This is a genomic window from Citrobacter sp. ABFQG, from assembly GCF_004322975.1.
GTDB lineage: Bacteria > Pseudomonadota > Gammaproteobacteria > Enterobacterales > Enterobacteriaceae > Citrobacter > Citrobacter freundii.
The window spans coordinates 3,266,708-3,292,453 of sequence record NZ_CP036435.1 but is presented as its reverse complement, the minus strand read 5'-3'; the positions used below and the strand labels follow the sequence as shown (position 1 = coordinate 3,292,453).

The window sequence follows — 25,746 nt, the reverse complement described above, 5'->3', positions numbered from 1 at the left end:
ATGGTATTGTTAGCGCAAAGTAACAAGGTTTTCATCTGCAAAAGGACAGTACTATGATCATGGCTAAGCTGAAAACAGCGAAGGGACGGAAGTTTCTGTTGTGCCTGCTTGGAGTGTTTATTATCGCAGCGTCGGTCGTGACGCGCGCGACGATCGGCGGCGTTATTGAACAGTATGACATTCCGCTATCCGACTGGACCGCTTCAATGTATGCCATTCAATCTGCAATGATTTGTGTCTACAGCATGGTGTTTACGATTCTGTTGGCTATCCCGCTTGGTATCTATTTCCTCGGCGGCGAGGAGCAACACTAGGCGTTTAAAATGCCGGATGATATCGCCATCCGGCATTTTATTATGTGGTTAATCGTCTTCTTCGTCGTCCAGTTCAACTGGCGTCTGATATTCATCTGGCTTGATGACCAGCAGGTCACAGCGTAGATGATCGATAACCTGTTCCGCGGTATTACCAAGGAACGCGGCAGAAATACCGGTACGTCCGACGGTCCCCAATACCACAATACCTGCCTGTAGGTGCTCGGCTAAATCAGGAATGACCTCTTCAGGTAAGCCTTTTTCAACGTGCGTCACTTTCTCATCAATACTGAATTTCTGGCGTAGCGCCTTCATGGCCAGCAGATGCTGTCCACGGATTGCGTCGTTATAAACGCTGGGATCAAATTCAGGCAGTTCAATCGCGATGTTGATTGGCGTAACAGGGTAGGCGCCTACCAGATGCACTTCGGTATGGTTAACCTGTTCTGCAAGCTGTAGCGTCTCTTTGACCAGTTTTTCATTGAGCGCGTTGTGATAAGCCTCTTCACTGGCGAGGTTTACTGCAACCAGTGCTTTACCCCCTTCAGGCCATGGCTGGTCTTTCACCATCCATACCGGACTTGGACATTTACGCAATAAATGCCAGTCGGTTGGCGTAAATATTACGGCTTCGAGGCGGTCGTGTTGGTGCGCCATCTTGAGGACCAGGTCATGCTTGGCGCTGATGACTTCCTGGATAATGGCTTCAAAGGGTCGGTTATGCCAGACCACTTTAATCTCCAGAGGGATCCCTGCTTCGATATAGTATTTCGCTTGTTCACGTATCCATGCAGTTCGCTGGCTGATAACCCCCTGACGCATTGCCGTACGCTCATCGGGCGACAGCAGGGTAGTCATCTCATAGGAAAAGTCATAGATCGGCAAAAAGGCTTTAATTTTGCCACCAATCCGTTGATGCAAATAAACAGCTCGCCGTAATGCTGGTTGATCGTCCTGGTTCGGGTCGATGACGACCAGCATATTTTTATACATAGCCATACAGGGTCTCCTTACAACTGTCATCGCAGTTTGTAACTAAAAGAGTAACCCAATAATGTGGTTTGAAACAGGGAATAACCTCCTGCCAGATCAATAAATCGGGATAATTTAGCGATTTGACAGAAGGATAACAGAGAGGCTTGCGGAAAGATTACGCAACGTTACGCGTATGGCCAGCAAGAACTGCCAGCGCGTCGCTATTCTCAATAGTGATGTATTTGCCTTTCACCGCCAGCATACCGCTTTTCTGGAAACGACCCAGCAGGCGGCTGATGGTTTCAACCGTCAGACCGAGGTAGTTACCGATGTCGCCACGGGTCATGGTCAGGCGGAATTCACGAGGCGAGAATCCACGCTGGGCAAAGCGACGAGACAAATTGTAGATAAAGGCCGCCAGGCGCTCTTCAGCGTTTTTCTTCGACAACAACAGGATCATATCCTGGTCGCCTTTGATTTCGCCACTCATCAGACGCATCATCTGCTGACGCAGATTTGGCATTTTGCCGGACAGGTCATCAAGGGTTTCGAAAGGAATTTCGCATACCATCGAGGTTTCCAGCGCCTGAGCAAAGCTCGGGTGATGTCCGCTGCCAATCGCGTCAAAACCGACCAGATCGCCCGCCAGATGGAAGCCAGTAATCTGCTCATCGCCTTGTTCGGTAATGGTATAGCTTTTAATCGTTCCGGAGCGGATAGCATAGAGTGATTTAAGCTCATCACCTGCTTTAAAGAGCGTCTGCCCCTTTTGGATAGGCTTTTTGCGCTCGATGATGTTATCGAGCTGGTCAAGCTCATGCTCGTTAAGTGTGAACGGGATGCAAAGCTGGCTGATGCTGCAATCCTGGCAATGGATAGCACAACCGCCAGACTGAATGCGCCGTATAATTCGCTTTTCCGGGATCATAGGTCTGCTCAAGCCGTAATTGATATTTGTCAATTTTAACATCTTTTTGGTGAGCACGTAAGCCTGAGCTACTCCCAAGAGAGAATAATTCAAGCATAACTGGAGTGAATATTTGTATCTGCTTGATTAACCACAATTAATTTGGGATCGCATTATGCGGAAGTGTGATGGATAAGGCATTAATTGCCTGGAATCTAGAGTAGCAAATAACCTTCGTGACGCAATAACCACTCTTTTCGTTGTACGCCACCGGCATATCCGGTCATGGTGCCGTTACGTCCAATGACGCGATGACAGGGGACCACAATGCTTACTGGATTGGAGCCATTAGCTGCGCCGACGGCTCTTGCAGCACCGGGGCGTCCCAACTGTTCGGCCAGTTGACCATAATGCATGACCTGCCCGCAGGGGATAGTGCGTAACGCTTGCCAGACTTCACGCTGGAAAGGCGTCCCAGCGGTTGCCGTTTCCAGCGTGTCAATGATGCTGAGGTTTCCGGCAAAATACTCAGCGAGTTTGTCGCTTAATCCACCTGGGTTTTTGGCGGTAATGCGCTGATAACCTTCTGTGCGGTAATGAATATTAAGCAATTGTTCCATGCGATCGCTGTGCTGATCCCATTCCACTGCGCGCAGGCGAAATTGCTCATCACAAATAACCCACAGCGGGCCCAGCGGCGTGTCGATGGTGTCTTCCAGTAAGTTAAGCATCCGTTTCTCTCATTACAGCATTCAGGCGAGGCTACACATTATCACGCCAGTGACCGTCGCAGCTATACCTCTAAAAATGGATATCAACTTGTCGTGAGTAGATCGGTTCAGCGCGACGGATCCGGTTAATTATTGGAAATAACCGTAAACCGTTACCGGTATAGTTGTCGGTATAATAGTGCGCGGTTATGATAATGCCCGTCGCAATACGCTGGAGGATGAAACATGAACCTTGATGATGCATCGTTGTTTCTTGACGCTATGGGGGATGTTCAACCGCTGAAAAGCCATTCCGATGTACACTGGCAGCCCATGCGCAATCTTCGCACTCCGGCGCGTATCGATACGCTTCAACTGGATAATTTTCTCTCGACGGGATTTCTCGATATTGTCCCGTTAAGTGTGCCGCTCGAGTTTCGTCGCGAAGGTTTACAGAACGGTGTGACTGACAAGCTGCGAAACGGAAAATACCCGCAGCAGGCGAGTCTTAATCTTATTCGCCAACCTGTTGAAACATGTCGTCAGATGCTCTTTAGCTTTATTCTGCAGGCGCAGCAAGAAGGGTTGCGTAACGTGCTGGTGATACACGGCAAGGGACGTGACGATAATTCTCATGCCAATATTATTCGCAGCTACGTAGCGCGCTGGTTGACGGAATTTGACGACGTGCAAGCATACTGCGCCGCACTGCCGCATCACGGCGGCAGCGGGGCATGCTATGTGGCATTGCGTAAAACCGCGCAGGCAAAACAGGATAACTGGGAGCGTCACGCTAAACGTAGTCGCTGAACGACGTAATCATCAGGCGGCCAGCACTCTGTTCCTGCCTTCGTTCTTGGCTTTGTACAACGCGTCGTCAACACGTTTGAATAACTCATCGATACTTTCATTTGTTTCGTGCCGTGCTACACCAATGCTGACGGTAAAGCGGGGAAGGCCAGGGAGAGTCACCTTTGCCACTGTTGCACGGATCACTTCTGCGAGGTTGAGAGCGACATCCAGCGACGTTCGCGGCAGGAGCAGCACAAATTCTTCACCACCCCAGCGAAAAATAAGATCGTCTTTTCGCGCACAGGATTCCAGGGTGCGTGCCAGAGCACAAAGCACTTCGTCGCCTTTTAAATGGCCAAACAGATCGTTAATGCTTTTAAAGCGATCCGTATCGATCAACAACAGGCTGTAGTCCTGCGTCAATGATATCGCATGCGTCTGTTCCGGCTCGGTTACCTGATAAAAATGTCGGCGGTTAAGTAATCCCGTTAAAACATCTCGCAGGGCCGCACGCTCCAGCTCCTGTTCCAGCCGCTTTTGTTCGGTAATGTCATGAATAATGCACAACATCAGTTTATTACCGTAAATTTCGATCGGTCCGGCGTAGGTTTGCACATGACGGGAAGTCCCATCAGCCAGTTTATGGACAAAATGTAAAGGTTTATGGCCGCCGGGCAGATGGGCGATTTCATGCATCACCGGAAGTATATGGCGGCCCAGCATATTGATTTCCCATGTATGTTTCTGACACATCACATCATGAGTGTATCCATAAAAATTGAGCGCACTGAGGTTTGCATCCACGATCAACCCATCGCGTGACGGATCAATAAGTAACATTGGCGCGGAATTAGTCTGGAAGAAGCGTGCATAAAATCCCTGCTTTTTCCGCTGATAGGTTGCTGAACGGCTCGCTTTCAGACCCTGTGCAGTAGGCGTTTCAATGCCTTCGAAAAGGATGACTTCACCCATGCCTGGTAGGGGTTTAATGGAAAGGCGACTTGCCATCGCAATCTCTTCACCGTCGCGGTAAACCGTGAGAATTTCCACTACATGGTGATGATTTCTCAAGTCGCTGAGATACATAGTTAAATCATTTTGAGCATGCGTTGAAAATGTTCCCTTGCGGAGCGGGGAAAAACAGAGACCCTGCATTAGCTCCCGTGCAACGTTATTAGCGAACACCAGCTCTTCGGTATGTGGCAAAACAATCCACACCGGAATGGTTAATAAATCCAGTGAATGCAGCTCGGTTGTGCTCATCGATAATCCCGTTATTTTTATCTGCTGTGTTGCCTGTTAAATGGCGAATATTTTTAGATATTACGTCTCACAATGTTATTGATTGTCGGTGAGACAAGGGGTGTACAACTGGCTTTTGCTTGATACTGTTTTCTTGTTGTATCAGTTCATGAATCTTATGTGCTGGCAGCGGTTTTGCAAACAAGAAACCTTGCAGCATGCTACACCCCATCTGAGTAAGGAGTATTTCCTGTTCCTGGGTTTCTATTCCTTCTGCCACCACACGCATATTCATGGAGTGAGCTATGTCAATAATGGTAGACACAATTTTTGTGTTTTTGCTGTTCTCGCTGATATCTTTGACAAATATCCTGTCAATTTTTAATTCGCGCGCCGGAAGAGACTTCAGCATCAATATATTTGAATAACCTGTACCGAAATCATCAATAGATACGGTGATCCCCAAAGCAGAAAAAGCATTCAGGACTTCCACACTGCGTTTCAAATTTTTAAGGGCGGTGCTTTCAGTGAGTTCCAGCGTGAGGCAAGCAGGTGACAGTTGATACTGCGCCAGGGCGTTACAAACAACATCAATAATATCATGCTGTTCAAACTGGGCGGGTGAGAGGTTAACGGCGAGCGTCCATTCTGTATTTCCCTGTAATTTCCATTGATGCAACTGCAGGCATGCCTGCTGGATAACCCATTTCCCAACGGGAATAATCAGGCCCGTATCTTCCAACGCAGAAAGAAATTCGGCTGGCAGCAGCATGCCGCGTTCTGGATGATGCCAGCGTAATAATGCTTCAAAACCGGTTAGGGAATGATCTCCAGCGGTATATTTAGGCTGATACCATAGCTCAAACTGGTTGCGTTCAAGCGCTTGCGACAATTCTTGTAAAAATGTCGGCGGTGTATCCGCGATAGCTTCCATTTCCGGATGATAAATAGCCCAGCCGTTTCTGCCCGCCTGTTTGACATGATACATCGCCATATCGGCCTTCACTTTTAGCTCATGCAGCGTTGAGCCATGCTCAGGGTAAATACTGCTCCCCGCACTTAACGAAACCCGAATGGTATGTTCGAACAAGGTAAAGGGTTCACCGATCACATCGGCAATCCGCGTCAGCAGGGCGGAGATATCCTGCTGGTTGCAGTCTGGAACCAGTAGGATAAATTCATCGCCCCCCAGTCTTGCCAGCGTCATTGAGTCATCAAGGCAAGTGAAGATTCGCTGTGTACTGGCTATCAGTAGCTGATCGCCAATGTGATGTCCCCAGGTATCGTTAACGACTTTAAAACGATCGAGGTCGATAAATACCAACGCGAAATGCTGCTGATGCAGTTTAGAATGCCGCAGGCAGGCCAGTAAGCAGGTGTCTATTTGCGTACGATTAGCGAGACCGGTCAGCGCGTCGAAGTGAACCTGATGCTCAAGCTGGCAGTTCAACTGATGCAGATTGTCAGCCAGTCGGGAGGTACGGAGTTGCGAATCCACCAGCATGATCCCCAAAATAACAAGCGTGACGGCGCAGACCCAGATAGAAAGTTCCAGCGTGCTGAGACCATCGTGCGCAGTGTGTCCAAAATGGGTGAACGTAGCTGCTCCCATACCGGTGTAATGCATAGAGGCTATTGCCAGCGCCAAAATAAAGGCAGCAATAAGCCGATTTATTAGCGCTCGACGGCTATTTTGGCGTAAGTGAAAGGCCAGCCACAAACCCACGCCAGACGCAGCGACGGCAATAATCACGGAGAGCAGGATCAGCGAGCGATCCCAGGTTATAGCCACATGTTCGATAACGGCATACATACCAACGTAGTGCATTGTAACAACACCGGCACTTAATATGCTGGTAGCAATGAGCAGGCGTTTTGTTGATAGCGTATTACCAGAAATGGCGATATTGATGGCGACTGTCGCAGAAATGAGCGCAATAAAGAACGAAAACGCGGTGAGGGATAAATGGTAATTTATTGGCATACTCATTTTCATGGCCAGCATACCGATAAAATGCATCGACCAGATCCCCATACCCAGCGTAGCGCCGCCAGAGAGTCGCCAGAAGGTAGATTCACGTCTGCTGGAAATTGCCACTTTGCCCGCGCTGTCGAGAGCAATAAAGGAGGCAATAAACGCGACAATAAAGGAAATCCCAATCAATACAGGGTCCCACGACACGTGCAACATCTTACTACCTATCAAAAAAAAGACGTGATGATAAATTTAGCAGGTTTTGTCCAGTTAACCTGATAAAACCTGGGATGTTCTTGTGTTTTTACAATGACTATTAGGGGGAAGGGGCAAACATCGAAAATGATAGACCTTTACTTATACAAATATTCATCAGATTTATAATTCTGTGCATTTTATGCACACGACGTGCTTGTCATCACAATAATCTAACGACAAGCGCCAGTCTCATCCTTTGTAGGATAAAACACTTGGTTAATGTAAAGTAATAGTGTGATTACCTGTCTTAAGTGAAAGGATTGCAGACTCTCATTGAAAGTTCGTCTTTCGTCTCCGCGTTATGGAAATCTGCATTGCAGATGCTATAAAAAATAATATCCACGTTATTTCTTAGCGCACAGGACTAAAATGTTAAATGATATTAGCGTCAGAACCTTTATTATTTTATTTCTGCTCATTACGGCGGTCGCTCTCAATGTTTTTGAAATAATATTTTCCGCTCCCCCGGTAATTATCATTGGAACTAATTTGGTCAGTTTTACTTCTATATTATGTTTGTGGTGGTACATGACGAAATATTTGGTCGTGCCAATTAATACAGTTAAAAGAAGCATTGAGGAGGTAACCTCCGGGAATCTGGCGATTAGTATTCCAGAGTTTGGCAATAACTGTGCGGGGAGATTAATACCGGGCATTAATAGTTTATCAAGTAATATTTCAACACTCGTTAATGAGATCAGAACATCTTCGCAAACGGCGATGGCGCTCTCTGAACAGCTCGCGGAACGCAGCGCTGAGTTATCAGTAAAAACAGAGCAGCAATCCGGAGCATTAATGCAAACGGCTGCCAACATGGATGAAATAGCGGTCAGCACGCGTAACAATGCAGAGAATACGCAAATGGCGAGTGCTAAGGCCAATATTGCAACACTATCTGCCCGGCAGGGCGGTGATTTAATGGTGCAGGTCGCAACCAATATGCAGTCGATCACCGAGTGCGCCCAGCAGATGACAGAAATTATTACCCTGATAGATGGTATTGCATTCCAGACAAATATTCTGGCATTGAATGCCGCCGTAGAAGCGGCGAGAGCGGGAGAACATGGCAAAGGTTTTTCCGTGGTGGCCGGAGAGGTACGAATGCTCGCGCACCGTAGCGCAGATGCCGCTAAGAATATTAAACATCTGATTGCCCAAACTCATGAAAACGTTCAGCAAGGTGCGGCTATTGTGCGTGAAGCTGAAAAAAATATGCAGGATATTGTTGGTGGTGCCGGGCAATTAAACCAACTGATGGGCGAGATATTAACCACTACGCAGGAGCAGGAGAAAGGGATCATCAGTATTACTCATGCGCTCGCGGAACTGGAAAACGTTACCCAGAGTAACGCCATTATGGTGGATGAACTGTCTGACTCTTCGGATATTCTGAAAAATCAAGTGACTGACCTCCAGTCGCGAACGCACAAGTTTCGTTTAAGTCACGCTTTTGAATCTGAGAGACGCCAGCGGGCTTAACAGGGTGCCTCGCAACAAGCGCCACATTTGTCGGCGCTTTTTTTGTTATCAGATACTTTTATGAGTCATTTCAGCACAATGGGACAATGAGATATTGCTTAACATATTCTGACGGCTAGACTAACGAAAAAAGCTGAATGTTTGTGGAGGCGCTGTGGAAGCCATTAAGGGAACGGATGTTAATGTGCCGGATGCCGTGTTTGCCTGGCTGTTGGATGGGCGTGGTGGGGTGAAACCACTGGAAGATAACGATGTTATCGACACTCAGCATCCCTGCTGGCTGCATCTTAATTATACTCACCCTGAAAGTGCGCAATGGCTGGCGACAACGCCCTTACTTCCCAATAACGTGCGTGATGCGCTGGCGGGTGAAAGCACGCGCCCGCGTGTCAGCAGGGTAGGAGAAGGTACGTTAATCACGCTGCGCTGTATCAACGGCAGCACCGACGAGCGGCCTGACCAACTGGTAGCGATGCGTTTATATATGGATGAACGTCTGATTGTCTCAACGCGTCAGCGCAAAGTGCTGGCACTGGATGATGTGGTCAGCGACCTCCAGGAAGGTACAGGGCCGGCTGATTGTGGCGGTTGGCTGGTGGATGTTTGTGATGCGCTGACCGATCATGCCAGCGAATTTATCGAACAGTTGCACGACAAAATTATCGATCTGGAAGATAACCTGCTCGATCAGCAGATCCCGCCGCGTGGCTTCCTGGCATTACTGCGTAAGCAGTTAATTGTGATGCGCCGTTATATGGCGCCACAGCGTGATGTCTATGCCCGGCTGGCGAGCGAAAGGTTGTCCTGGATGACTGACGACCATCGGCGACGGATGCAGGATATCGCTGACAGGCTGGGGAGAGGGCTGGATGAAATCGATGCCTGTATTGCCAGAACCGGTATCATGGCGGATGAAATTGCGCAGGTGATGCAGGAGTCTCTGGCTCGCCGAACGTATACAATGTCATTGATGGCAATGGTTTTTCTTCCCAGCACATTCTTAACCGGGCTTTTCGGCGTTAACCTCGGCGGTATCCCCGGCGGTGGTTGGCAGTTCGGTTTCTCACTTTTTTGTATTCTGTTAGTGGTCCTGATTGGTGGTGTTACTTTATGGTTGCATCGTAGTAAATGGTTGTAACAACAACGTTTTTTAGTGACTTTTGCGCATGAAAACGTCCTGAATTTTGAGCGAGGTCAATAAACCATCTACCTATTCGGGGCAATATCTCTCTCGCAGGTGAATGCAACGTCAAGCGATGGGCGTTGCGCTCCATATTGTCTTACTTCCTTTTTTGAATTACTGCATAGCACAATTGATTCGTACGACGCCGACTTAGATTAGTCGGCTTTTTTTTGCCTGCAGGAAATCAGCGTCTACCCTAAAAGAGTCAACCTGAATGACTGGAGGAGTATATGACCTGTCTGATTGCAACTGCGCACACGGATTCGCTCCCGACTGACCCGGTTCCCATTCCCGATCCCATTCCTCGTCCGCAGCCAATGCCGGATCCGCCGCCGGATGAAGAACCTATTAAATTGTCGCATCGTGGGCGTAGATCTGCGAGGATACGCGCCTGCTGAATGTGAGTTTTTACCGCGAGATTAAATTGTGACCGCTTTTTCAACCCTGAATGTTTTACCTGCTGCTCAACTCGAGAACCTTAACGAGCTGGGTTATCTTGAAATGACGCCTGTTCAGGCTGCCGCATTACCGGCAATCCTGGCGGGGAAAGATGTTCGCGTGCAGGCTAAAACCGGCAGTGGCAAAACGGCTGCTTTTGGTCTTGGGCTATTACAGCATATTGATGCCGCGCTGTTTCAGACGCAGTCTCTGGTGCTGTGCCCAACCCGAGAGCTTGCCGACCAGGTGGCGGGTGAACTGCGTCGTTTAGCGCGCTTTCTGCCAAACACCAAGATCTTAACGCTATGCGGTGGGCAGCCCTTTGGTGCACAGCGTGACTCTCTGCAGCATGCACCTCATATTATTGTCGCCACGCCGGGGCGTTTACTCGACCACCTGCAAAAAGGCACCGTTTCTCTGGAAGCCCTGAATACGCTGGTTATGGATGAAGCCGACCGCATGCTGGATATGGGCTTTAGCGATGCGATTGATGATGTCATTCGCTTTGCACCAGCTTCTCGCCAGACCTTGCTGTTTTCTGCGACCTGGCCGGAAGCCATTGCCGCCATCAGTGGCCGGGTGCAACAAAATCCATTAACCATTGAAATTGATACGGTCGATGCGTTACCGGCGATTGAACAGCAGTTTTTCGAAACCTCCAGCCACGGAAAAATTCCGCTGCTGCAAAAATTGCTCAGCCAGCATCAGCCTGCTTCATGCGTCGTTTTTTGCAACACCAAAAAAGACTGTCAGGCCGTGTGTGACGCATTGAATGCGGCGGGGCAAAGCGCACTTTCACTGCATGGCGATCTTGAACAGCGCGATCGCGACCAGACGCTGGTGCGTTTTGCCAACGGCAGCGCACGCGTTCTGGTTGCCACCGATGTGGCCGCACGTGGCCTGGATATTAAATCACTCGAACTGGTAGTTAACTTCGAACTGGCGTGGGATCCGGAGGTTCATGTCCATCGTATCGGACGTACCGCGCGAGCCGGTAACAGCGGTCTGGCGATTAGTTTCTGTGCGCCGGAAGAAGCACAGCGTGCCAATATTCTTTCTGAAATGCTGCAATTGAAGCTGAACTGGCTGCCAGCGCCAGCTAACGTGTCAATCCTGCCGCTGGAAGCAGAGATGGCGACATTATGCATTGATGGTGGCAAAAAGGCTAAAATGCGTCCTGGTGATGTTCTGGGGGCTCTGACCGGTGATATTGGCCTGGATGGCGCCGATATCGGCAAAATTGCCGTTCATCCGGCACACGTCTATGTCGCCGTTCGCCAGAACATAGCGCACAAGGCGTGGAAACAATTGCAAAACGGTAAGATTAAAGGCAAGACTTGCCGAGTTCGTTTATTGAAATAAATACCCATTGGAGTGCCTGATGGCGCTCCGCTTATCAGGCCTACAACGGGTATATGCTCGTTGTAGGCCTGATAGGGCGTTTACATAATCGACTTACTTCACTTCCACCACGTTCAGGCGTAACTCATCCAGTTGAGCATCATCTTCTTCTGGCTGCCAACCCGCAGGCTGCAGCGGGATCTCTTCACGATCGAACGCTAAATCACCGCCGTCCACAACCTCTGAACCGTGCTTAATGCCTTTAAAATCGAACAGATTGATATCGCTCAGATGTGAAGGCACAACGTTCTGCATCGCACTGAACATGGTTTCAATCCGACCTGGATAGCGTTTGTCCCAGTCACGCAGCATGTCAGCAATGACCTGACGCTGCAGGTTAGGCTGTGAGCCACACAGATTGCACGGAATAATCGGGAAACCTTTCGCTTCGGAGAAGCGCTCGATATCTTTCTCACGGCAGTAAGCCAGCGGGCGGATCACGATGTGCTTACCGTCATCACTCATCAGCTTCGGCGGCATACCTTTCATTTTTCCGCCGTAGAACATGTTTAAAAACAGCGTTTGCAGGATGTCGTCGCGATGGTGGCCGAGCGCAATCTTGGTGGCACCTAACTCGGTTGCCGTACGGTACAGAATGCCGCGACGCAGGCGAGAGCAGAGCGAGCAGGTCGTTTTGCCTTCAGGGATTTTGTCTTTGACGATCCCGTAAGTGTTTTCTTCGACAATCTTGTACTCAACGCCCAGCTGTTCCAGATACTCCGGCAGAATGTGCTCTGGGAAGCCAGGTTGTTTTTGATCGAGGTTAACCGCAACCAAGGAAAAACTGATCGGGGCGCTTTGCTGCAAATTACGCAGGATCTCCAGCATGGTATAGCTGTCTTTCCCGCCGGAAAGACACACCATAATGCGATCGCCGTCTTCGATCATATTGAAGTCGGCAATGGCTTCGCCCACGTTACGACGCAGACGTTTTTGCAATTTGTTCAGGTTGTATTGTTCTTTCTTGCTAATATCTTGATTTTGCGACATTTAATAGAGGCTCAATTCATAGTGTGGCATCAGAAGAGTATGCATCACGCCGGATAGTCCGGCAAAAGAAGTCTGATATAAAAACTGTGGCGTGTATGGTACGGATAAGCGGGAAAAATGTCAGCACATTTAGGACAGGAATCGTGGGGTATAAGTGGTAGAAACAAAAAGCCCGCAGCGATGTGCGGGCCTGAAAGCTTAGCGGACTACCAGTACCGAACACTCCGCATGACGCACTACTGCTGCGGCGTTAGAGCCCAGCAGGTAGGTGGTGATGTCAGGTCGGTGTGAGGCAATAATGACCATATCAGCCGGTAATTTTTTGGCGATCTCCAGAATCTTATCTTTCGGCGCACCTTCTGCGACATGAATGTGCACTCTGTCCGTTGGGATATTGAACTTCTTGATAATCTCTTCCAGTTGAGATTTTGCTTCGGCTTTCAGATCGTCCATGGCCGGTAACTCTGCCGAGTAGGCCAGTCCCAGAGAAGCGTAGTAGGGCAGTGACGGAATTACGGTCAGAAAATGGACCTGCGCATCGTCAATTTTGGCCTCTGCTTCAACATGGGCAATAACGCGTTGAGTTAATTCTGAGTCTGAAATATCGATGGGTACAAGAATCGTTCTGTTCATAAAACCTCCTGTTTAAGTATCCACCTAAAGCTTACCGCGTAATGGCACTTTATGTACAATGACAAAGATCACATTTTGGCATCACTTTATTTTGATTTCAGGAAACTTGCCTTTTATTACGCCGTCGTAAAATCGACCTTTCGAGACCACGCTCAGGAAATCACGAAAAATACGGGCAGGGACAGGCTGATATTGCAGGGTAGCCAATTGGTGAAAGCGAATTTCCAGCGTGTGAGAGGATTCGTCATAGCCGACGGATGCAATACGGGATGATTTTACAGGATGATGATTCATTGCAGGTATCCTCTACTACAGGTCTTAATGCAAGATATCATCTATCAGAGAGATGTTTTAACGCAACAGATATAATGTTTTGATCTGGATAAAACAGAATTGTTAGAACATAAAGAGAGCCCGCTGTTGCCAGCGGGCTGACGGATTAGAACTGGTAAACCATACCCAGTGCTACAGTGTCATCAGTAGAGATGTCATTGCGAGTGTAGAAGCTGTCGTCTTCGTCCAGCAGGTTGATTTTGTAATCAACATAGGTGGAGAAGTTTTTGTTGAAGTAGTAAGTAGCGCCTACAGAAGCATATTTGACCAGATCTTTGTCACCGCTTGTTCCTGCTGGGCTTGCAGCAGTACCTGGCATAGTCAGATCCTTACCTTTAGACATCAGGAAAGAAACTTCCGGACGCAGACCGAAGTCGAACTGGTATTGCGCAGTCACTTCAAAGTTCTGAGTTTTGTTGGCGATAGTATTATCACTACCGTCAGAACCACCATACGGAGTCATATTGCGGGTTTCAGAGTACATGGTTGCCAGGTAGATATTGTTCGCGTCGTATTTCAGACCAGCAGTCCATGCGTCAGCTTTATCACCACCTGCAGTTGAATGGTTTACCTGCTCGTTAGTACGGTCAGAAGAAGTGTATGCGGCACCGAAGCTTACGCCCATACCCAGATCGTAGGTAGAGGAGATACCGAAGCCGTCACCGTTAGAGTTCTTCATGTTACGATCGTCGCCACCGTTATTGGTGCCTTCTTGTTCTGGTGACTGATTTTCGTTCGCGCCTTGGTACTGCAGCGCAACGTTCAGACCGTCAACCAGACCAAAGAAGTCGGTGTTACGGTAGGTTGCAACACCGTTTGCACGACCGGTCATGAAGTTGTCTGCTTTGGTGTAAGAGTCGCCACCGAATTCTGGCAGCATATCGGTCCAGCCTTCAACGTCGTACATGACGCCGTAGTTACGGCCGTAGTCGAATGAACCGTAGTCGCCGACTTTAATACCTGCGAATGCCAGACGAGTCCAGGAGTCGCCTTTATCGCCTTCGGTGCCGTTGGCCTGAACCTGATATTCCCACTGGCCATAACCGGTGATCATATCGTTAACCTGAGTTTCGCCTTTGAAGCCCATACGCATATAAGTCTGATCGCCATCGCTGTTAGCATCGTCAGAGAAATAATGCAGGCCGTCTACTTTACCGTAGAGATCTAATTTGTTGCCGTCTTTATTATAAACTTCAGCAGCGTGAGCAGCGCCTGCAGCCAGCAGGGCAGGAATTATGAGAGCCAGTACTTTTCTGTTCATTGAAATAATCCTTTAGTTTTTTTATTAACCTGTGACTACCCATGTAGGGAGTAAAAGCATGCTAAAGGAGAAGTTCCGTAAAGAGATAAATATGAATTGTTACGCCTTAAGTAAAACCTTAAATAAATAATTCTACGGAAATGATGATAATTGCGATGAATGTGTTGCGTGAAAATATATAAAATAAAAATTATACAATTGAATTTTGTTGGGCTATTCTGCGCGTGTTATATGCCTTTATTGTCACGTTTTATTTTTCGTTGGTATATTGATGGTAATTATTAATTAGCCAGCGAATAAATTGACAAGCCCGAACAACTGTTCGGGCTTTTTTTTGGTTCCAGGCAAATACTGAGATAAATGTATTACTCGGCACCGCTCTTTTCTGCTTTACCTGCCAGTTGGGCCAGGAAGTCGTAGCGTTTTTGCAGATCGGCGGCGGCGTCTTTCCACAGCTGCTCAGCAACTTCTGGCTGTTGGGCATTCAGGCGGCGGAAGCGCTGCTCGTTAAGCAATGTTTCGGCCAGCGCGTCTGACGGTGGGCGAGAGTCCAGCGCCAGCGGCAATTTACCTTCATTTGCACGACGCGGATCAAAGCGGTACAGCGGCCAGAATCCGGTCGCCGTCAGCTGGCGCATCTGATCGTGGCTTAGCGCGAGATCGTAACCGTGCTCCTCACATGGGCTATAGGCGATAATCAGTGACGGACCTGGATAGGCTTCCGCTTCCTGAATCGCTTTCACTGTCTGGTTCAACTGTGCGCCCAGAGAGATCTGCGCGACATAAACATGCCCGTACATCATCATACTGACGCCAAGATCTTTACGCGCCTTGCGCTTGCCGTGTTCGCCAAATTTGGTGACAGCCCCGAGCGGTGTGGCTTTCGACGCTTGTCCACCCGTGTTGGAGTAACATTGAGTATCCAGCACCAGAATATTGACGTTCTCGGTCAGACTCAGGACGTGATCCAGACCGCCAAAACCAATATCGTAAGCCCAGCCGTCGCCGCCAATCAGCCAGATGGATTTCTCGACCAACGCGTCGGCATCGGTTAACAGCTGCTGTGCGCCTTCGACATCTTTCAGGTGCTGGCGCAGCGCGGCAACTTGTTCACGGCGTACTTCTGGCGTCGCTTCAGCGTGCAGGGCGTCATTCAGTTCAGCCGGAATGTTATCGGCAAACTGTTCCAATAAACGCATAACGCGCACACGGTGCTGATCTACCGTCAGACGGAAGCCCAGACCGAACTCGGCGTTATCCTCAAACAGTGAGTTTGCCCACGCGGGCCCACGACCGTTAGCGTCGGTGGTATACGGCGTTGAGGGCAGGTTACCGCCATAAATCGATGAACAGCCGGTCGCATTGGCGATCAGCATGCGGTCGCCGTACAGTTGCGTAAGCAGCTTGATATACGGCGTTTCACCACAGCCCGAGCAGGCGCCGGAATATTCAAACAGCGGCGTTATCAACTGTGAGGTACGAATATCAATGCGTTCCAGTTTAGTGCGGTCTATTTCCGGCAGATTGAGGAAGAAGTCGTAGTTAACTTTTTCTTCTTCAACATGCTCAAGGCGCGACATCATATTGATGGCCTTGATCTCCGGATTCTGCCTGTCTTTCGCCGGGCACACTTCGACGCACAGATTACAACCGGTGCAATCCTCAGGCGCAACCTGCAGGACATATTTCTGACCGCGCATATCGCGTGATTTCACATCCAGAGAATGCAGGCTGGCAGGGGCGTTTTCCATCGCTTCTGGTGAAACCACTTTGGCGCGGATTGCCGAGTGCGGGCAAGCGGCAACGCAGTGGTTACACTGGGTACACAGCTCTTCCTTCCAGATGGGGATCTCTTCGGCGATATTGCGTTTTTCCCAACGCGTGGTGCCCATTGGCCAGGTGCCGTCTGGCGGCAGCGCGGATACGGGAAGAGCATCACCCAGACCGGCGAGCATTGCCGCGGTAACGGTTTTCACGAAATCCGGCGCGGCATCAGAAACCACCGGTGGGCGGTTAGCGCTGTGCGGGTCAACTGGCTGGAGTGCCACTTCGGCGACGGATTCACGCGCCAGAGCCAGCGCCTGCCAGTTACGTTCAACCAGATCCTGACCTTTACTGCTATAGCTTTTCGCAATAGCACCCTGCAATTCAACCAACGCGCTGTCGCCGGGTAAGATTTGCGTCAAATGGAAGAATGCCATTTGCATAACGGTGTTAATACGCGCTGCCAGACCGCATTCGCGAGCGATTTTGGCCGCATTAATCACGTAGAAACGGGCCTTCTTCTGATTCAGTACTGCCTGAACTTCCTGCGGCAAACGCGCCCAGACTTCATCCACGTTGTAAGGAGTATTAAGCAGGAAGATCCCGCCTGGTTTCAGGCGCTCGGCCATCTGATACTTATCGATAAATTGTAGCTGGTGACAGCCAACAAAATCGGCTTGTGAAACCAGATACGCTGATCGAATAGGCTGCTCGCTGACGCGCAGGTGAGAAACCGTCAGACCGCCTGCTTTTTTCGAGTCATACACGAAATAACCCTGCGCATACCACGGCGTCGAGTTACCGATAATCTTGATATTATTTTTGGTGGCCGACACGCTGCCGTCACTGCCCAGACCGTAGAACAGCGCTTCGAGCTTCGCGGTACCGGGCAGGGTGTTTTCCGGTAGCGGTAGTGACAGGTTGGTGACATCATCATAGATACCAACCGTAAAGCGAGGTTTCGGCTTCGCGCTACTCAGCTCAGTAAATACCGCCATGACGCAGTCCGGGCCAAACTCTTTGGAGGAAAGGCCATAACGCCCGCCAATTACGCGTGGTAGGGTTTCCCGCTCTCCGCAGTTAAAGGCTTCCGCCAGCGCGGTCATTACATCCAGATACAGCGGTTCTGCCTGGGCACCCGGCTCTTTAGTGCGATCCAGAACGGCGATGCTGCGTACGGTTTCCGGCAGGGCGCGCAGTAAATGTTTGGCAGAGAATGGGCGGAACAGCCGAACTTTCAGGACGCCAACTTTCTCTCCACGAGCAAGTAACTCTTCGACGACTTCTTCGCAGGTACCAATTGCAGAACCCATCAAGATAATGACACGTTCCGCCTGTGGATGACCGTAATACTCAAAGGGTTGATACTGGCGGCCCGTCGCCGCGGCGAAGTCGTTCATCGCCTGTTCGACGTTTTCGTAAACCGCGTTGTACCAGGGATTTGTCGCTTCACGCGACTGGAAGTAGGTATCCGGGTTCGCAGATGTCCCGCGAATAACGGGATGTTCAGGGTTCAGCGCGCGGGCACGATGCGCATCAATTTCAGCTTGCGGCATCAGGCTGAGGATCGTGTCATCGGCCAGCGGCACAATTTTATTGATTTCATGCGATGTGCGGAAACCATCAAAGAAATGAATAAACGGAACCCGACTTTTCAGAGTGGCCATTTGTGAAATGAGCGCAAAGTCCTGTGCTTCCTGCACGCTGCTGGCACACAGCATCGCGCACCCTGTCTGGCGCACTGCCATTACGTCGGAATGGTCACCGAAGATAGACAGCGCATGAGTAGCAATGGTACGCGCGGCAACGTGCAGCACAAATGGCGTCAACTGACCGGCCAGTTTGTACAGCGTTGGGATCATCAGCAACAGGCCCTGCGATGAGGTAAACGACGTAGAGAGCGCACCGGTCTGCAATGCACCGTGAACGGTCGCGATTGCGCCGCCTTCTGACTGCATTTCTACGACGCGAGGGGTATCTCCCCAGACGTTTTTAAGCCCGTTTCCGGCCCAGGCATCTGCCTGTTCAGCCATTGTCGAACTGGGCGTAATCGGGTAGATGGCGATAACTTCGCTGGTACGAAATGCGACTGAAGCAACCGCACCATTACCGTCAATTGTGATCATACTGACACCCTTACATTGCGCAAAAAGAGGGACTCGCGTAACTGCGGCGAATCCTGTAGTTATCTTTCTATTTTAGCAAAAGCGCTAAAGACAGATTTTCGCTTTTGTGTCCTGGGAATAATCAGAATGAATGGTTTGATCAAAGGAGTAGCCAAAAAATTGCCAGAAAATGTAAATAGCACGCATAAATGCGCATTTTGCCTCTCGACGGCAGTGTTTCCGCTGCCTATTATTTATGGCTGTGTCGTTTGGTTAATATTCAGAGGGGAGTAAGATGCGCGCAGCGTTTTGGGTAGGGTGTGCCGCGTTATTATTATCGGCGTGCAGCAGTGAACCTGTTCAGCAGGCAACCGCCGCTCATGTCGCACCGGGAATGAAGGCCGTAATGTCCAGTTCTGGAGAGGCAAATTGCGCCATGATTGGAGGTTCGCTCTCCGTGGCACGCCAACTGGATGGTTCTGCCATCGGCATGTGTGCATTACCTAACGGCAAACGCTGTAGTGAGCAGTCGCTTGCCGCCGGAAGCTGTGGGAATTATTGAGCCACTGCTTTTATTACATTAAATCTGCCAGTTTAAACGTCAACGTTTGTTCTGCCGTAGCCAGTGTTAACTGGTCAGCAGTCAGATCAACTTGTGCGCCTTGCTTAAACATCTCGCTGACGATGCCGTCGAGCGCGTTAAGCTGTGGATCGGCGCACATCATGCGCGTCATTGCCATGTCTTTCACTTTTAATTCACCGTCGGACAGCTTGCCCTGACCATGGAACTGATTACACATTTTTCCCGACACCGTCATATTTTCACCGAAACTTAATTCAGGTGGGTTATTGGCGACGGTTACCGGCTTACCATTGACGCTCTGCAAAACGAAGCGGTGATGCTGCAACTGTTCGCGATTGACGGACACTTTTCCATTGCTCACACAGCCAGCCATCAGCATGCTGAGCGCAATCAACGTGACAACTTTCTTCATTCTATTTCTCTGGGTTTGTGACGGGAATACATTCAATATAATAATGATACTGAGTGTTTTATCATCGGTGATTGTCTGAAAATGCTCCCCTGAATCCAGGGGAGCACGGAAATCAGAAGAGGGCGTTTGGACAGGTTTCGCCTTTGGAGATTTGTGCCAGATTCTGTAGCGTAGTCTCAGAAATGCTGGTTAACGCTTCGGCGGTCAGGAACGCCTGGTGCCCGGTAAACAGCACGTTATGACAGGCCGACAGACGACGGAACACATCATCCTGAATCACGTCATTGGATTTATCTTCAAAGAACAGATCGCGTTCGTTTTCATACACGTCCATACCCAGAGAACCAATTTTCTGGTTTTTCAGCGCATCGATAGCGGCTTGCGAGTCGATCAATGCACCACGACTGGTGTTAATAACCATCACGCCGTTTTTCATTTGCTCAAAGGCTTCGTGATTGAGCAGATGATAATTCTCCGGTGTTAACGGGCAGTGCAGAGAGATGACATCGGACTCGGCAAATAGCGTTTTAAGATCGACATATTCAACGCCTAACTCCAGCGCAGCAGCGCTTGGGTAGGGATCAAACGCCAGCAGGCGCATACCAAAACCTTTCAGGATCCGCAGGGCCGCAATACCGATTTTACCGGTACCGATCACCCCAGCCGTTTTGCCATACATGGTAAAGCCGGTCAGCCCTTCAAGAGAGAAGTTGGCATCACGGGTACGCTGATAAGCGCGGTGAATGCGGCGATTCAGCGTCATCATCATGCCAATCGCATGCTCAGCGACGGCTTCCGGTGAATAGGCTGGCACACGTACGACCTGCATACCCAGCTCTTTTGCAGCGTCGAGATCGACGTTGTTGAACCCGGCGCAACGTAGCGCGATATATTTCACGCCATGCTTTTTCAGCTCTTCCAGAACAGGGCGGCTACCATCGTCGTTGACGAAAATGCACACGGCTTCGCAGCCATGGGCGGTTTTGGCTGTTTTTTCCGTCAACAGAAAGTCAAAGAATTCAAGTTCAAAACCAAAAGCCTCGTTAACCTGCTGCAGATACTTCTTGTCGTACTGTTTTGTACTATAGATGGCGAGTTTCATAAGACTTTCTCCAGTGATTTTGACGTCACATTAATCCAATTCAAATTATTTTACAAAATATAAAAAGTTATTGATAGTCATAGACGTAATGAATAATTCCAACGTATATCTGGTTAGTGTGGGCAGATTACGCGTTTTCAACAACTGGAGAATTTTCATCCAGCTCATGCCGGTAAAGACAACGTGGTTAAAAAGCCAGCCGAATCACATCCTGACAGCTACGCTTATACAGGTAGCAAATATCGGGAGGAGTCATGCTAACTCATTCTGAAGCAAAACGATGGGCCACCTTAATGCTGAAGGCGGCATTATGCGATGGTATGAAACCTGATGAGATTTCCCGGCAGGTACATCTGGTCTGCGATCATCATGGTAGGGAGTGCCTCGAAGAACTCATTGAAGAAATTCTGATAGAAGCTGGTCGTATAGGACCTAAACATAGCGATGGACAACTGAGGCCCCATTGAGTCTGAATCTTAATATCCCCGACGGCACGTGTAACAGCGTGCCTATAAAACGGTTATCTATCCTTAATGTGGGCATATCCAGTTAAACATGCCACAATACAGGCCTAAACCGGCTTAAATTTTTGCTAAATCAGGATATTAACTACCCATGAAGGGTAAATATAAAGCCGTTCTGGCACTCCTCTTATTATTGATTCTCGTGCCGCTGACGCTAGTGATGACGCTTGGCCTGTGGGTGCCTACGTTGGTGGGTATCTGGTTACCCGTTGGAACACGCATCGCGCTGGACGAGAGCCCGCGGCTGACACGGCATGGGTTACATATACCTGAACTCCGCTATCTGGTTGAAGATTGTCCGCTAGCGCGTATTACTCAGGCGGATCTGTCTCACCCCAGCCGCTGGTTGCTGAATGTCGGGACCATCGAGCTGGACTCAGCTTGCCTGGCCAAATTGCCACAGACAGAGCCGTCGCCAGTAGCGCCCAAAACGCTGGCTGAATGGCAGTCAATGCTGCCTAATACCTGGATTAACATCGACAAACTTATTCTCTCTCCATGGCAGGAATGGCAGGGAAAACTGTCACTCTCGCTCACTCCCTCCACTCAACAGCTGCGTTACCAGGGGGAAAAAGTTAAATTCCAGGGGCGTTTGCACGGGCAAAACCTCACAGTAACTGAGCTGGATGTTGCGGCATTTGAAGGCCAGCCGCCGGTAAGACTGGTCGGTGAATTCACTATGCCACTGGTGCCCGATGGACTGCCGGTAAGCGGTCATGCGGTTGCGACGTTAAGTTTGCCGCAAGAACCTACGCTTGTGGACGCCGAACTGGAGTGGCAACAAAACAGCGGACAACTGATCGTCATGGCGCGGGATAATGCCGATCCGCTGCTGGATCTCCCCTGGGAAATCACCCGCCAACAGCTGACTATCAGCGACGGACGCTGGAACTGGCCTTATCAGGGATTCCCGTTAAGTGGCCGGCTGGGCATGAAAGTTGAAAACTGGCAGGCAGGACTGGAAAACGCGGTGGTGAGTGGGCGTCTGAACGTTCTGACGCATGGCGACGCCGGTAAAGGAAATGCCGTATTAACGCTGGGGCCGGGTAAGCTTGGCATGGATAGTAGCGAGATGCCGCTACAGTTGACCGGTGAGGCGAAACAGGGCGATCTGATCTTCTACGCGAAATTACCCGCGAGACTCACCGGAAGTCTGAACGATCCGCAGCTGGCTTTTGAGCCAGGCGCGCTGCTGCGTTCCCGTGGACGGATTATTAACTCGCTGGATATTGACGAAATCCGCTGGCCGCTGGCTGGTGTCAAGGTGACCCAGCGCGGGGTGGACGGGCGTTTACAGGCTATTTTACGCGCTCACGAAAACCAGATGGGCGGCTTTGAACTGCATCTCGATGGTCTGGCCAATGATTTCCTTCCTGACGCCGGTCGCTGGCAGTGGCGATATTGGGGCGAAGGCAGCTTTACGCCGATGCATGCCCGCTGGGATGTGGCAGGCAAGGGCGAATGGCACGACAACACCCTGAAGCTATTTGATCTTTCTACCGGATTCGATCATCTGCAATACGGCACCATGAAAGTGGAGAATCCGCGTCTGGTGATGGATGAACCGATCGTGTGGGTGCGGGACGCGGCACAGCCGACGTTTAGCGGCGCGTTGTCGCTGGACGCAGGGAACACCACCTTCACCGGGGGAAGCGTGTTACCACCATCGACGCTGAAGTTCAGCGTCGATGGTAGCGATCCGACAATCTTCCAGTTCAAAGGCCAGCTTCACGCTGGGGCGATTGGGCCCGTACAGTTGAATGGTCGTTGGGACGGTATCCGCCTGCGCGGACAGGCCTGGTGGCCAAAACAATCGCTCACCGTATTCCAACCGCTGATCCCACCTGACTGGAAAATGAAGCTACGAGAAGGTGAGCTGTATGCGCAGGTCGCGTTTTCGGCAGCCCCGGAGCAGGGCTTTGAAGCGGGCGGTCATGGAGTGTTAAAAGGCGGTAGCGCCTGGATGCCCGATAACCAAATCAACGGTGTCGATTTTGTATTGCCTTTCCGGTTTAGTGAAGGTGCATGGCAACTGGGTACGCGTGGACCTATTTCATTGCGTATTGCGGAAGTGGTGAATCAGGTGACGGTGAAAAATATCGCCGCCGATCTGCAGGGGGCATACCCCTGGAGTGAAAACAACCCGTTACTGTTGAGCGATGTCAGCGCTGACCTGCTGGGGGGCAAAATCATCATGCAGCAACTGCGGATGCCGCAGCACGATCCGGCCTTATTGCGAGTGCAGAATATCTCTTCCAGCGAGCTTATCAGTGCGGTTAACCCCAAACAGTTCGCCATGTCTGGCCCGGTCAGTGGCGCGTTGCCATTATGGCTGGATAATGAAAAATGGATCATTAAAGACGGCTGGTTGACTAATCCAGGGCCGATGACGTTGCGTATTGATAAGGATACCGCTGATGCGGTCGTCAAAGATAACATGGCGGCGGGGGCGGCCATTAACTGGCTGCGTTATATGGAAATAAGCCATTCGTGGACGAAAATAAATCTGGATAACCTCGGTGTCTTAACCATGCAGTCAACCGTGACTGGCAATAGTCGGGTGGATGGCAAAGTAGGTACAGTTAATTTGAATTATACCCACGAGGAAAACGTCTTTACGCTATGGCGCAGCTTGCGTTTTGGCGACAATTTACAGGCATGGCTTGAACAAAATGCAGCGCTGCCGGAAACCCATTGCCCGGAAGGCAAGGAATGTGAGGAACAACAATGAAAACGATAGCTGCCATGCTGGGTCTGCTGGCTTCATCTCTGTTGGTAGGGTGCACTCCCAGAATCGAAGTGGCTGCGCCAAAAGAGCCCATCACTATTAATATGAACGTCAAAATCGAGCATGAGATCCATATCAAAGTTGATAAAGACGTCGAAAGCTTATTGAAATCGCGCAGCGATTTGTTCTGAGGTCATGATGAGAAAACAGTTTGCAGTGGCGCTGGTCGTTCTGAGTTTACTCAGTAGCAATGCGTGGGCATTGACCCTGAATGAAGCCAGAACTCAGGGTCGAGTAGGAGAAACGCTCAATGGCTATCTGGTTGCATTGCAAACCGATGCCGAAACGCAGGCACTGGTGAGTGAGATTAATAAAGCGCGCAACGCCAGCTATCAGCAACTGGCAGAGAGCAATAATATTCCGCCAGATGAAGTGGCAAAAATGGCCGGGCAAAAGCTGGTTGCTCGCGCTAAACCGGGTGAATACGTTCAGGGTATAAATGGTAAGTGGTTGCGGAAAGAATAAATCTCTTTGTACACAACCCCTGGTCACGACGCTGACTTACTCATCGACATCGCAATAGTTGCCACACGGCATAAAATGGATGCTGATATAGTCCAACACCGGTCGCGTTGTGGGGTGAAATCATGTGGCTTCTCAAGTGGTATGTCTGGAATCGTTGGGTATTCAAACTGTTAAGCCGGGATGTCGCGGAGCCTGAACAATTTTTGCTTCATTGCTGGGAAGAGAATCTGGCGAAATGCAGGGATTATGCAACCATCTGGCGTGATATTAATCGCATTCACGGCAAACAGATACGGGTACAGGTAAAGAAGTAAGTGCCGGAGAAACCCTCTCACCGGACGGTGAGAGGGGAAATTATCAGGCAGCGACTACGCTGTCGATAGCGGCTTTCGCGTCGGATTGTGCTTTAGACGCCACTTCCGGGCCGTAAGCAATACCTTCAGCAAAGACGACATTCACGTCGGTGATGCCGATAAAGCCCAGGAATACGTTCAGGTACGGCGTGATCAGGTCGGTTGGTGTATCTTTATGGATACCACCACGGCTGGTCAGCACCACAGCGCGTTTACCCGTCACCAGACCTTCCGGGCCTTTCTCGGTATAACGGAAAGTCACACCAGCGCGGGCAATCAAGTCAAAGTAGTTTTTCAACTGAGTTGGGATGTTGAAGTTGTACATCGGCGCGGCGATAACAATCACATCATGCGCTTTCAGCTCAGCAATCAGCTCATCGGACAGCGCCAGCGCTTCCTGCTGACGCGGCGTCAGCGGTGCATCGCTCGGGCGCATCGCACCCACCAGTTCGCCATCCAGTACCGGTACAGGATTTGCTGCCAGGTCACGGACAGTGATTTCATCAGCAGAGTGCTTTTCACGCCACTGTTCAACAAAATAATCAGACAACTGACCAGACTGAGAGTACCCTGCCAGAATACTGGATTTAAGAACTAATACCTTGCTCATGGGTGTTTCCTTTTATGTGTTTGAAGGGGGTGAGCCCCGTTGCTTGTTGACACTTTATTCACAATCCTGTCGCAGTGATAGCGCAATATATCGAATCCTATGTTCGAAATTATTGAACAACACATGAAAAGCGCCGATGTGGTACTCTA

Annotated in this window: 24 protein-coding genes; 11 read left to right on the top strand and 13 right to left on the bottom strand. The window is 49.9% G+C overall.

What is annotated here, in order from left to right:
• The first annotated feature begins 53 nt into the window (after positions 1-53).
• On the top strand, positions 54-314 hold the full coding sequence (locus WN16_RS16140; RefSeq protein ID WP_003020403.1) for a DUF2534 family protein: 261 nt from the start codon (positions 54-56) through the stop codon (positions 312-314).
• A gap of 48 nt (positions 315-362) precedes the next feature.
• Here WN16_RS16140 and uspE read toward each other — a convergent pair whose 3' ends face one another.
• From uspE to ogt, 3 genes are all read right to left on the bottom strand, one after another.
• Positions 363-1,313 carry a universal stress protein UspE gene (gene uspE, locus WN16_RS16135; protein ID WP_003840808.1) on the bottom strand — a complete coding sequence of 317 codons (951 nt, stop codon included), beginning with the start codon at positions 1,311-1,313 and terminating at the stop codon, positions 363-365.
• A gap of 151 nt (positions 1,314-1,464) precedes the next feature.
• Positions 1,465-2,217, bottom strand: coding sequence for a fumarate/nitrate reduction transcriptional regulator Fnr (fnr, locus tag WN16_RS16130; RefSeq protein WP_003020397.1), 753 nt, complete (start codon positions 2,215-2,217; stop codon positions 1,465-1,467).
• A 194-nt stretch (positions 2,218-2,411) separates the two neighbouring features.
• Positions 2,412-2,927, bottom strand: coding sequence for a methylated-DNA--[protein]-cysteine S-methyltransferase (ogt, locus tag WN16_RS16125; RefSeq protein ID WP_032935619.1), 516 nt, complete (start codon positions 2,925-2,927; stop codon positions 2,412-2,414).
• Between the two features lie 225 nt (positions 2,928-3,152).
• On the opposite strand from ogt, the gene smrA reads away from it, so the two are divergent.
• Positions 3,153-3,716, top strand: a complete 564-nt coding sequence (gene smrA, locus WN16_RS16120; protein ID WP_032935621.1) for a DNA endonuclease SmrA — start codon at positions 3,153-3,155, stop codon at positions 3,714-3,716.
• Between the two features lie 12 nt (positions 3,717-3,728).
• Here smrA and WN16_RS16115 read toward each other — a convergent pair whose 3' ends face one another.
• Both WN16_RS16115 and WN16_RS16110 read right to left on the bottom strand, forming a co-directional pair.
• Positions 3,729-4,961 carry a sensor domain-containing diguanylate cyclase gene (locus tag WN16_RS16115; RefSeq protein WP_003020387.1) on the bottom strand — a complete coding sequence of 411 codons (1,233 nt, stop codon included), beginning with the start codon at positions 4,959-4,961 and terminating at the stop codon, positions 3,729-3,731.
• A gap of 67 nt (positions 4,962-5,028) precedes the next feature.
• Complete coding sequence (locus WN16_RS16110) at positions 5,029-7,131, bottom strand: EAL domain-containing protein (RefSeq protein WP_044700095.1); 2,103 nt, start codon at positions 7,129-7,131, stop codon at positions 5,029-5,031.
• Between the two features lie 411 nt (positions 7,132-7,542).
• Between WN16_RS16110 and WN16_RS16105 the strand changes: the two genes are divergently transcribed.
• From WN16_RS16105 to dbpA, 4 genes are all read left to right on the top strand, one after another.
• Positions 7,543-8,652 (top strand): methyl-accepting chemotaxis protein, encoded by a 1,110-nt coding sequence (locus tag WN16_RS16105; RefSeq protein ID WP_016150306.1) that lies wholly within the window; start codon positions 7,543-7,545, stop codon positions 8,650-8,652.
• 154 nt (positions 8,653-8,806) lie between these two features.
• Positions 8,807-9,790 (top strand): zinc transporter ZntB, encoded by a 984-nt coding sequence (gene zntB, locus WN16_RS16100; protein ID WP_003020379.1) that lies wholly within the window; start codon positions 8,807-8,809, stop codon positions 9,788-9,790.
• 275 nt (positions 9,791-10,065) lie between these two features.
• Complete coding sequence (locus WN16_RS24670; protein WP_085951593.1) at positions 10,066-10,233, top strand: hypothetical protein; 168 nt, start codon at positions 10,066-10,068, stop codon at positions 10,231-10,233.
• Between the two features lie 28 nt (positions 10,234-10,261).
• Positions 10,262-11,635, top strand: a complete 1,374-nt coding sequence (gene dbpA, locus WN16_RS16090; RefSeq protein WP_003843930.1) for an ATP-dependent RNA helicase DbpA — start codon at positions 10,262-10,264, stop codon at positions 11,633-11,635.
• A 93-nt stretch (positions 11,636-11,728) separates the two neighbouring features.
• Here the strand turns inward: dbpA and ttcA are convergent, their stop codons facing one another.
• The 5 genes from ttcA to nifJ form a co-directional block, all read right to left on the bottom strand.
• The gene (gene ttcA / locus WN16_RS16085) at positions 11,729-12,664 is read right to left on the bottom strand and encodes a tRNA 2-thiocytidine(32) synthetase TtcA (protein ID WP_003833209.1); all 936 of its coding nucleotides are present in this window, start codon (positions 12,662-12,664) and stop codon (positions 11,729-11,731) included.
• Positions 12,665-12,862: 198 nt separating this feature from the next.
• Positions 12,863-13,297, bottom strand: a complete 435-nt coding sequence (uspF, locus tag WN16_RS16080) for a universal stress protein UspF (RefSeq protein WP_003020369.1) — start codon at positions 13,295-13,297, stop codon at positions 12,863-12,865.
• Positions 13,298-13,378: 81 nt separating this feature from the next.
• Positions 13,379-13,591: a KTSC domain-containing protein gene (locus WN16_RS16075; protein WP_003020366.1), complete on the bottom strand. Its 213-nt coding sequence runs from the start codon at positions 13,589-13,591 to the stop codon at positions 13,379-13,381.
• A 145-nt stretch (positions 13,592-13,736) separates the two neighbouring features.
• The gene (ompC, locus tag WN16_RS16070; protein WP_032935630.1) at positions 13,737-14,891 is read right to left on the bottom strand and encodes a porin OmpC; all 1,155 of its coding nucleotides are present in this window, start codon (positions 14,889-14,891) and stop codon (positions 13,737-13,739) included.
• A 365-nt stretch (positions 14,892-15,256) separates the two neighbouring features.
• Positions 15,257-18,781 carry a pyruvate:ferredoxin (flavodoxin) oxidoreductase gene (gene nifJ, locus WN16_RS16065; protein WP_044700093.1) on the bottom strand — a complete coding sequence of 1,175 codons (3,525 nt, stop codon included), beginning with the start codon at positions 18,779-18,781 and terminating at the stop codon, positions 15,257-15,259.
• A gap of 274 nt (positions 18,782-19,055) precedes the next feature.
• Between nifJ and WN16_RS16060 the strand changes: the two genes are divergently transcribed.
• Positions 19,056-19,322, top strand: a complete 267-nt coding sequence (locus WN16_RS16060) for a DUF333 domain-containing protein (protein ID WP_003840828.1) — start codon at positions 19,056-19,058, stop codon at positions 19,320-19,322.
• Positions 19,323-19,335: 13 nt separating this feature from the next.
• Here the strand turns inward: WN16_RS16060 and hslJ are convergent, their stop codons facing one another.
• Positions 19,336-19,755: a heat shock protein HslJ gene (hslJ, locus tag WN16_RS16055; RefSeq protein WP_003840829.1), complete on the bottom strand. Its 420-nt coding sequence runs from the start codon at positions 19,753-19,755 to the stop codon at positions 19,336-19,338.
• A gap of 112 nt (positions 19,756-19,867) precedes the next feature.
• Positions 19,868-20,857 carry a 2-hydroxyacid dehydrogenase gene (locus WN16_RS16050; protein WP_003020354.1) on the bottom strand — a complete coding sequence of 330 codons (990 nt, stop codon included), beginning with the start codon at positions 20,855-20,857 and terminating at the stop codon, positions 19,868-19,870.
• A gap of 615 nt (positions 20,858-21,472) precedes the next feature.
• Between WN16_RS16050 and WN16_RS16040 the strand changes: the two genes are divergently transcribed.
• The 4 genes from WN16_RS16040 (at position 21,473) to WN16_RS24705 (ending at position 24,948) form a co-directional block, all read left to right on the top strand.
• Positions 21,473-24,112 carry a YdbH family protein gene (locus tag WN16_RS16040; protein ID WP_044700090.1) on the top strand — a complete coding sequence of 880 codons (2,640 nt, stop codon included), beginning with the start codon at positions 21,473-21,475 and terminating at the stop codon, positions 24,110-24,112.
• The gene (locus WN16_RS16035; protein ID WP_003020350.1) at positions 24,109-24,300 is read left to right on the top strand and encodes a YnbE family lipoprotein; all 192 of its coding nucleotides are present in this window, start codon (positions 24,109-24,111) and stop codon (positions 24,298-24,300) included. The genes WN16_RS16040 and WN16_RS16035 overlap by 4 nt, the downstream gene beginning before the upstream one ends.
• A 7-nt stretch (positions 24,301-24,307) precedes the next feature.
• Complete coding sequence (locus WN16_RS16030) at positions 24,308-24,634, top strand: YdbL family protein (RefSeq protein WP_003020347.1); 327 nt, start codon at positions 24,308-24,310, stop codon at positions 24,632-24,634.
• Between the two features lie 122 nt (positions 24,635-24,756).
• Positions 24,757-24,948: a hypothetical protein gene (locus WN16_RS24705; RefSeq protein WP_003020344.1), complete on the top strand. Its 192-nt coding sequence runs from the start codon at positions 24,757-24,759 to the stop codon at positions 24,946-24,948.
• Between the two features lie 43 nt (positions 24,949-24,991).
• On the opposite strand, the gene azoR is transcribed toward WN16_RS24705, so the two are convergent.
• Entirely contained in the window at positions 24,992-25,597 is a 606-nt protein-coding gene (azoR, locus tag WN16_RS16020) for an FMN-dependent NADH-azoreductase (RefSeq protein WP_003843763.1), read from the bottom strand.
• Positions 25,598-25,746: the final 149 nt, after the last annotated feature.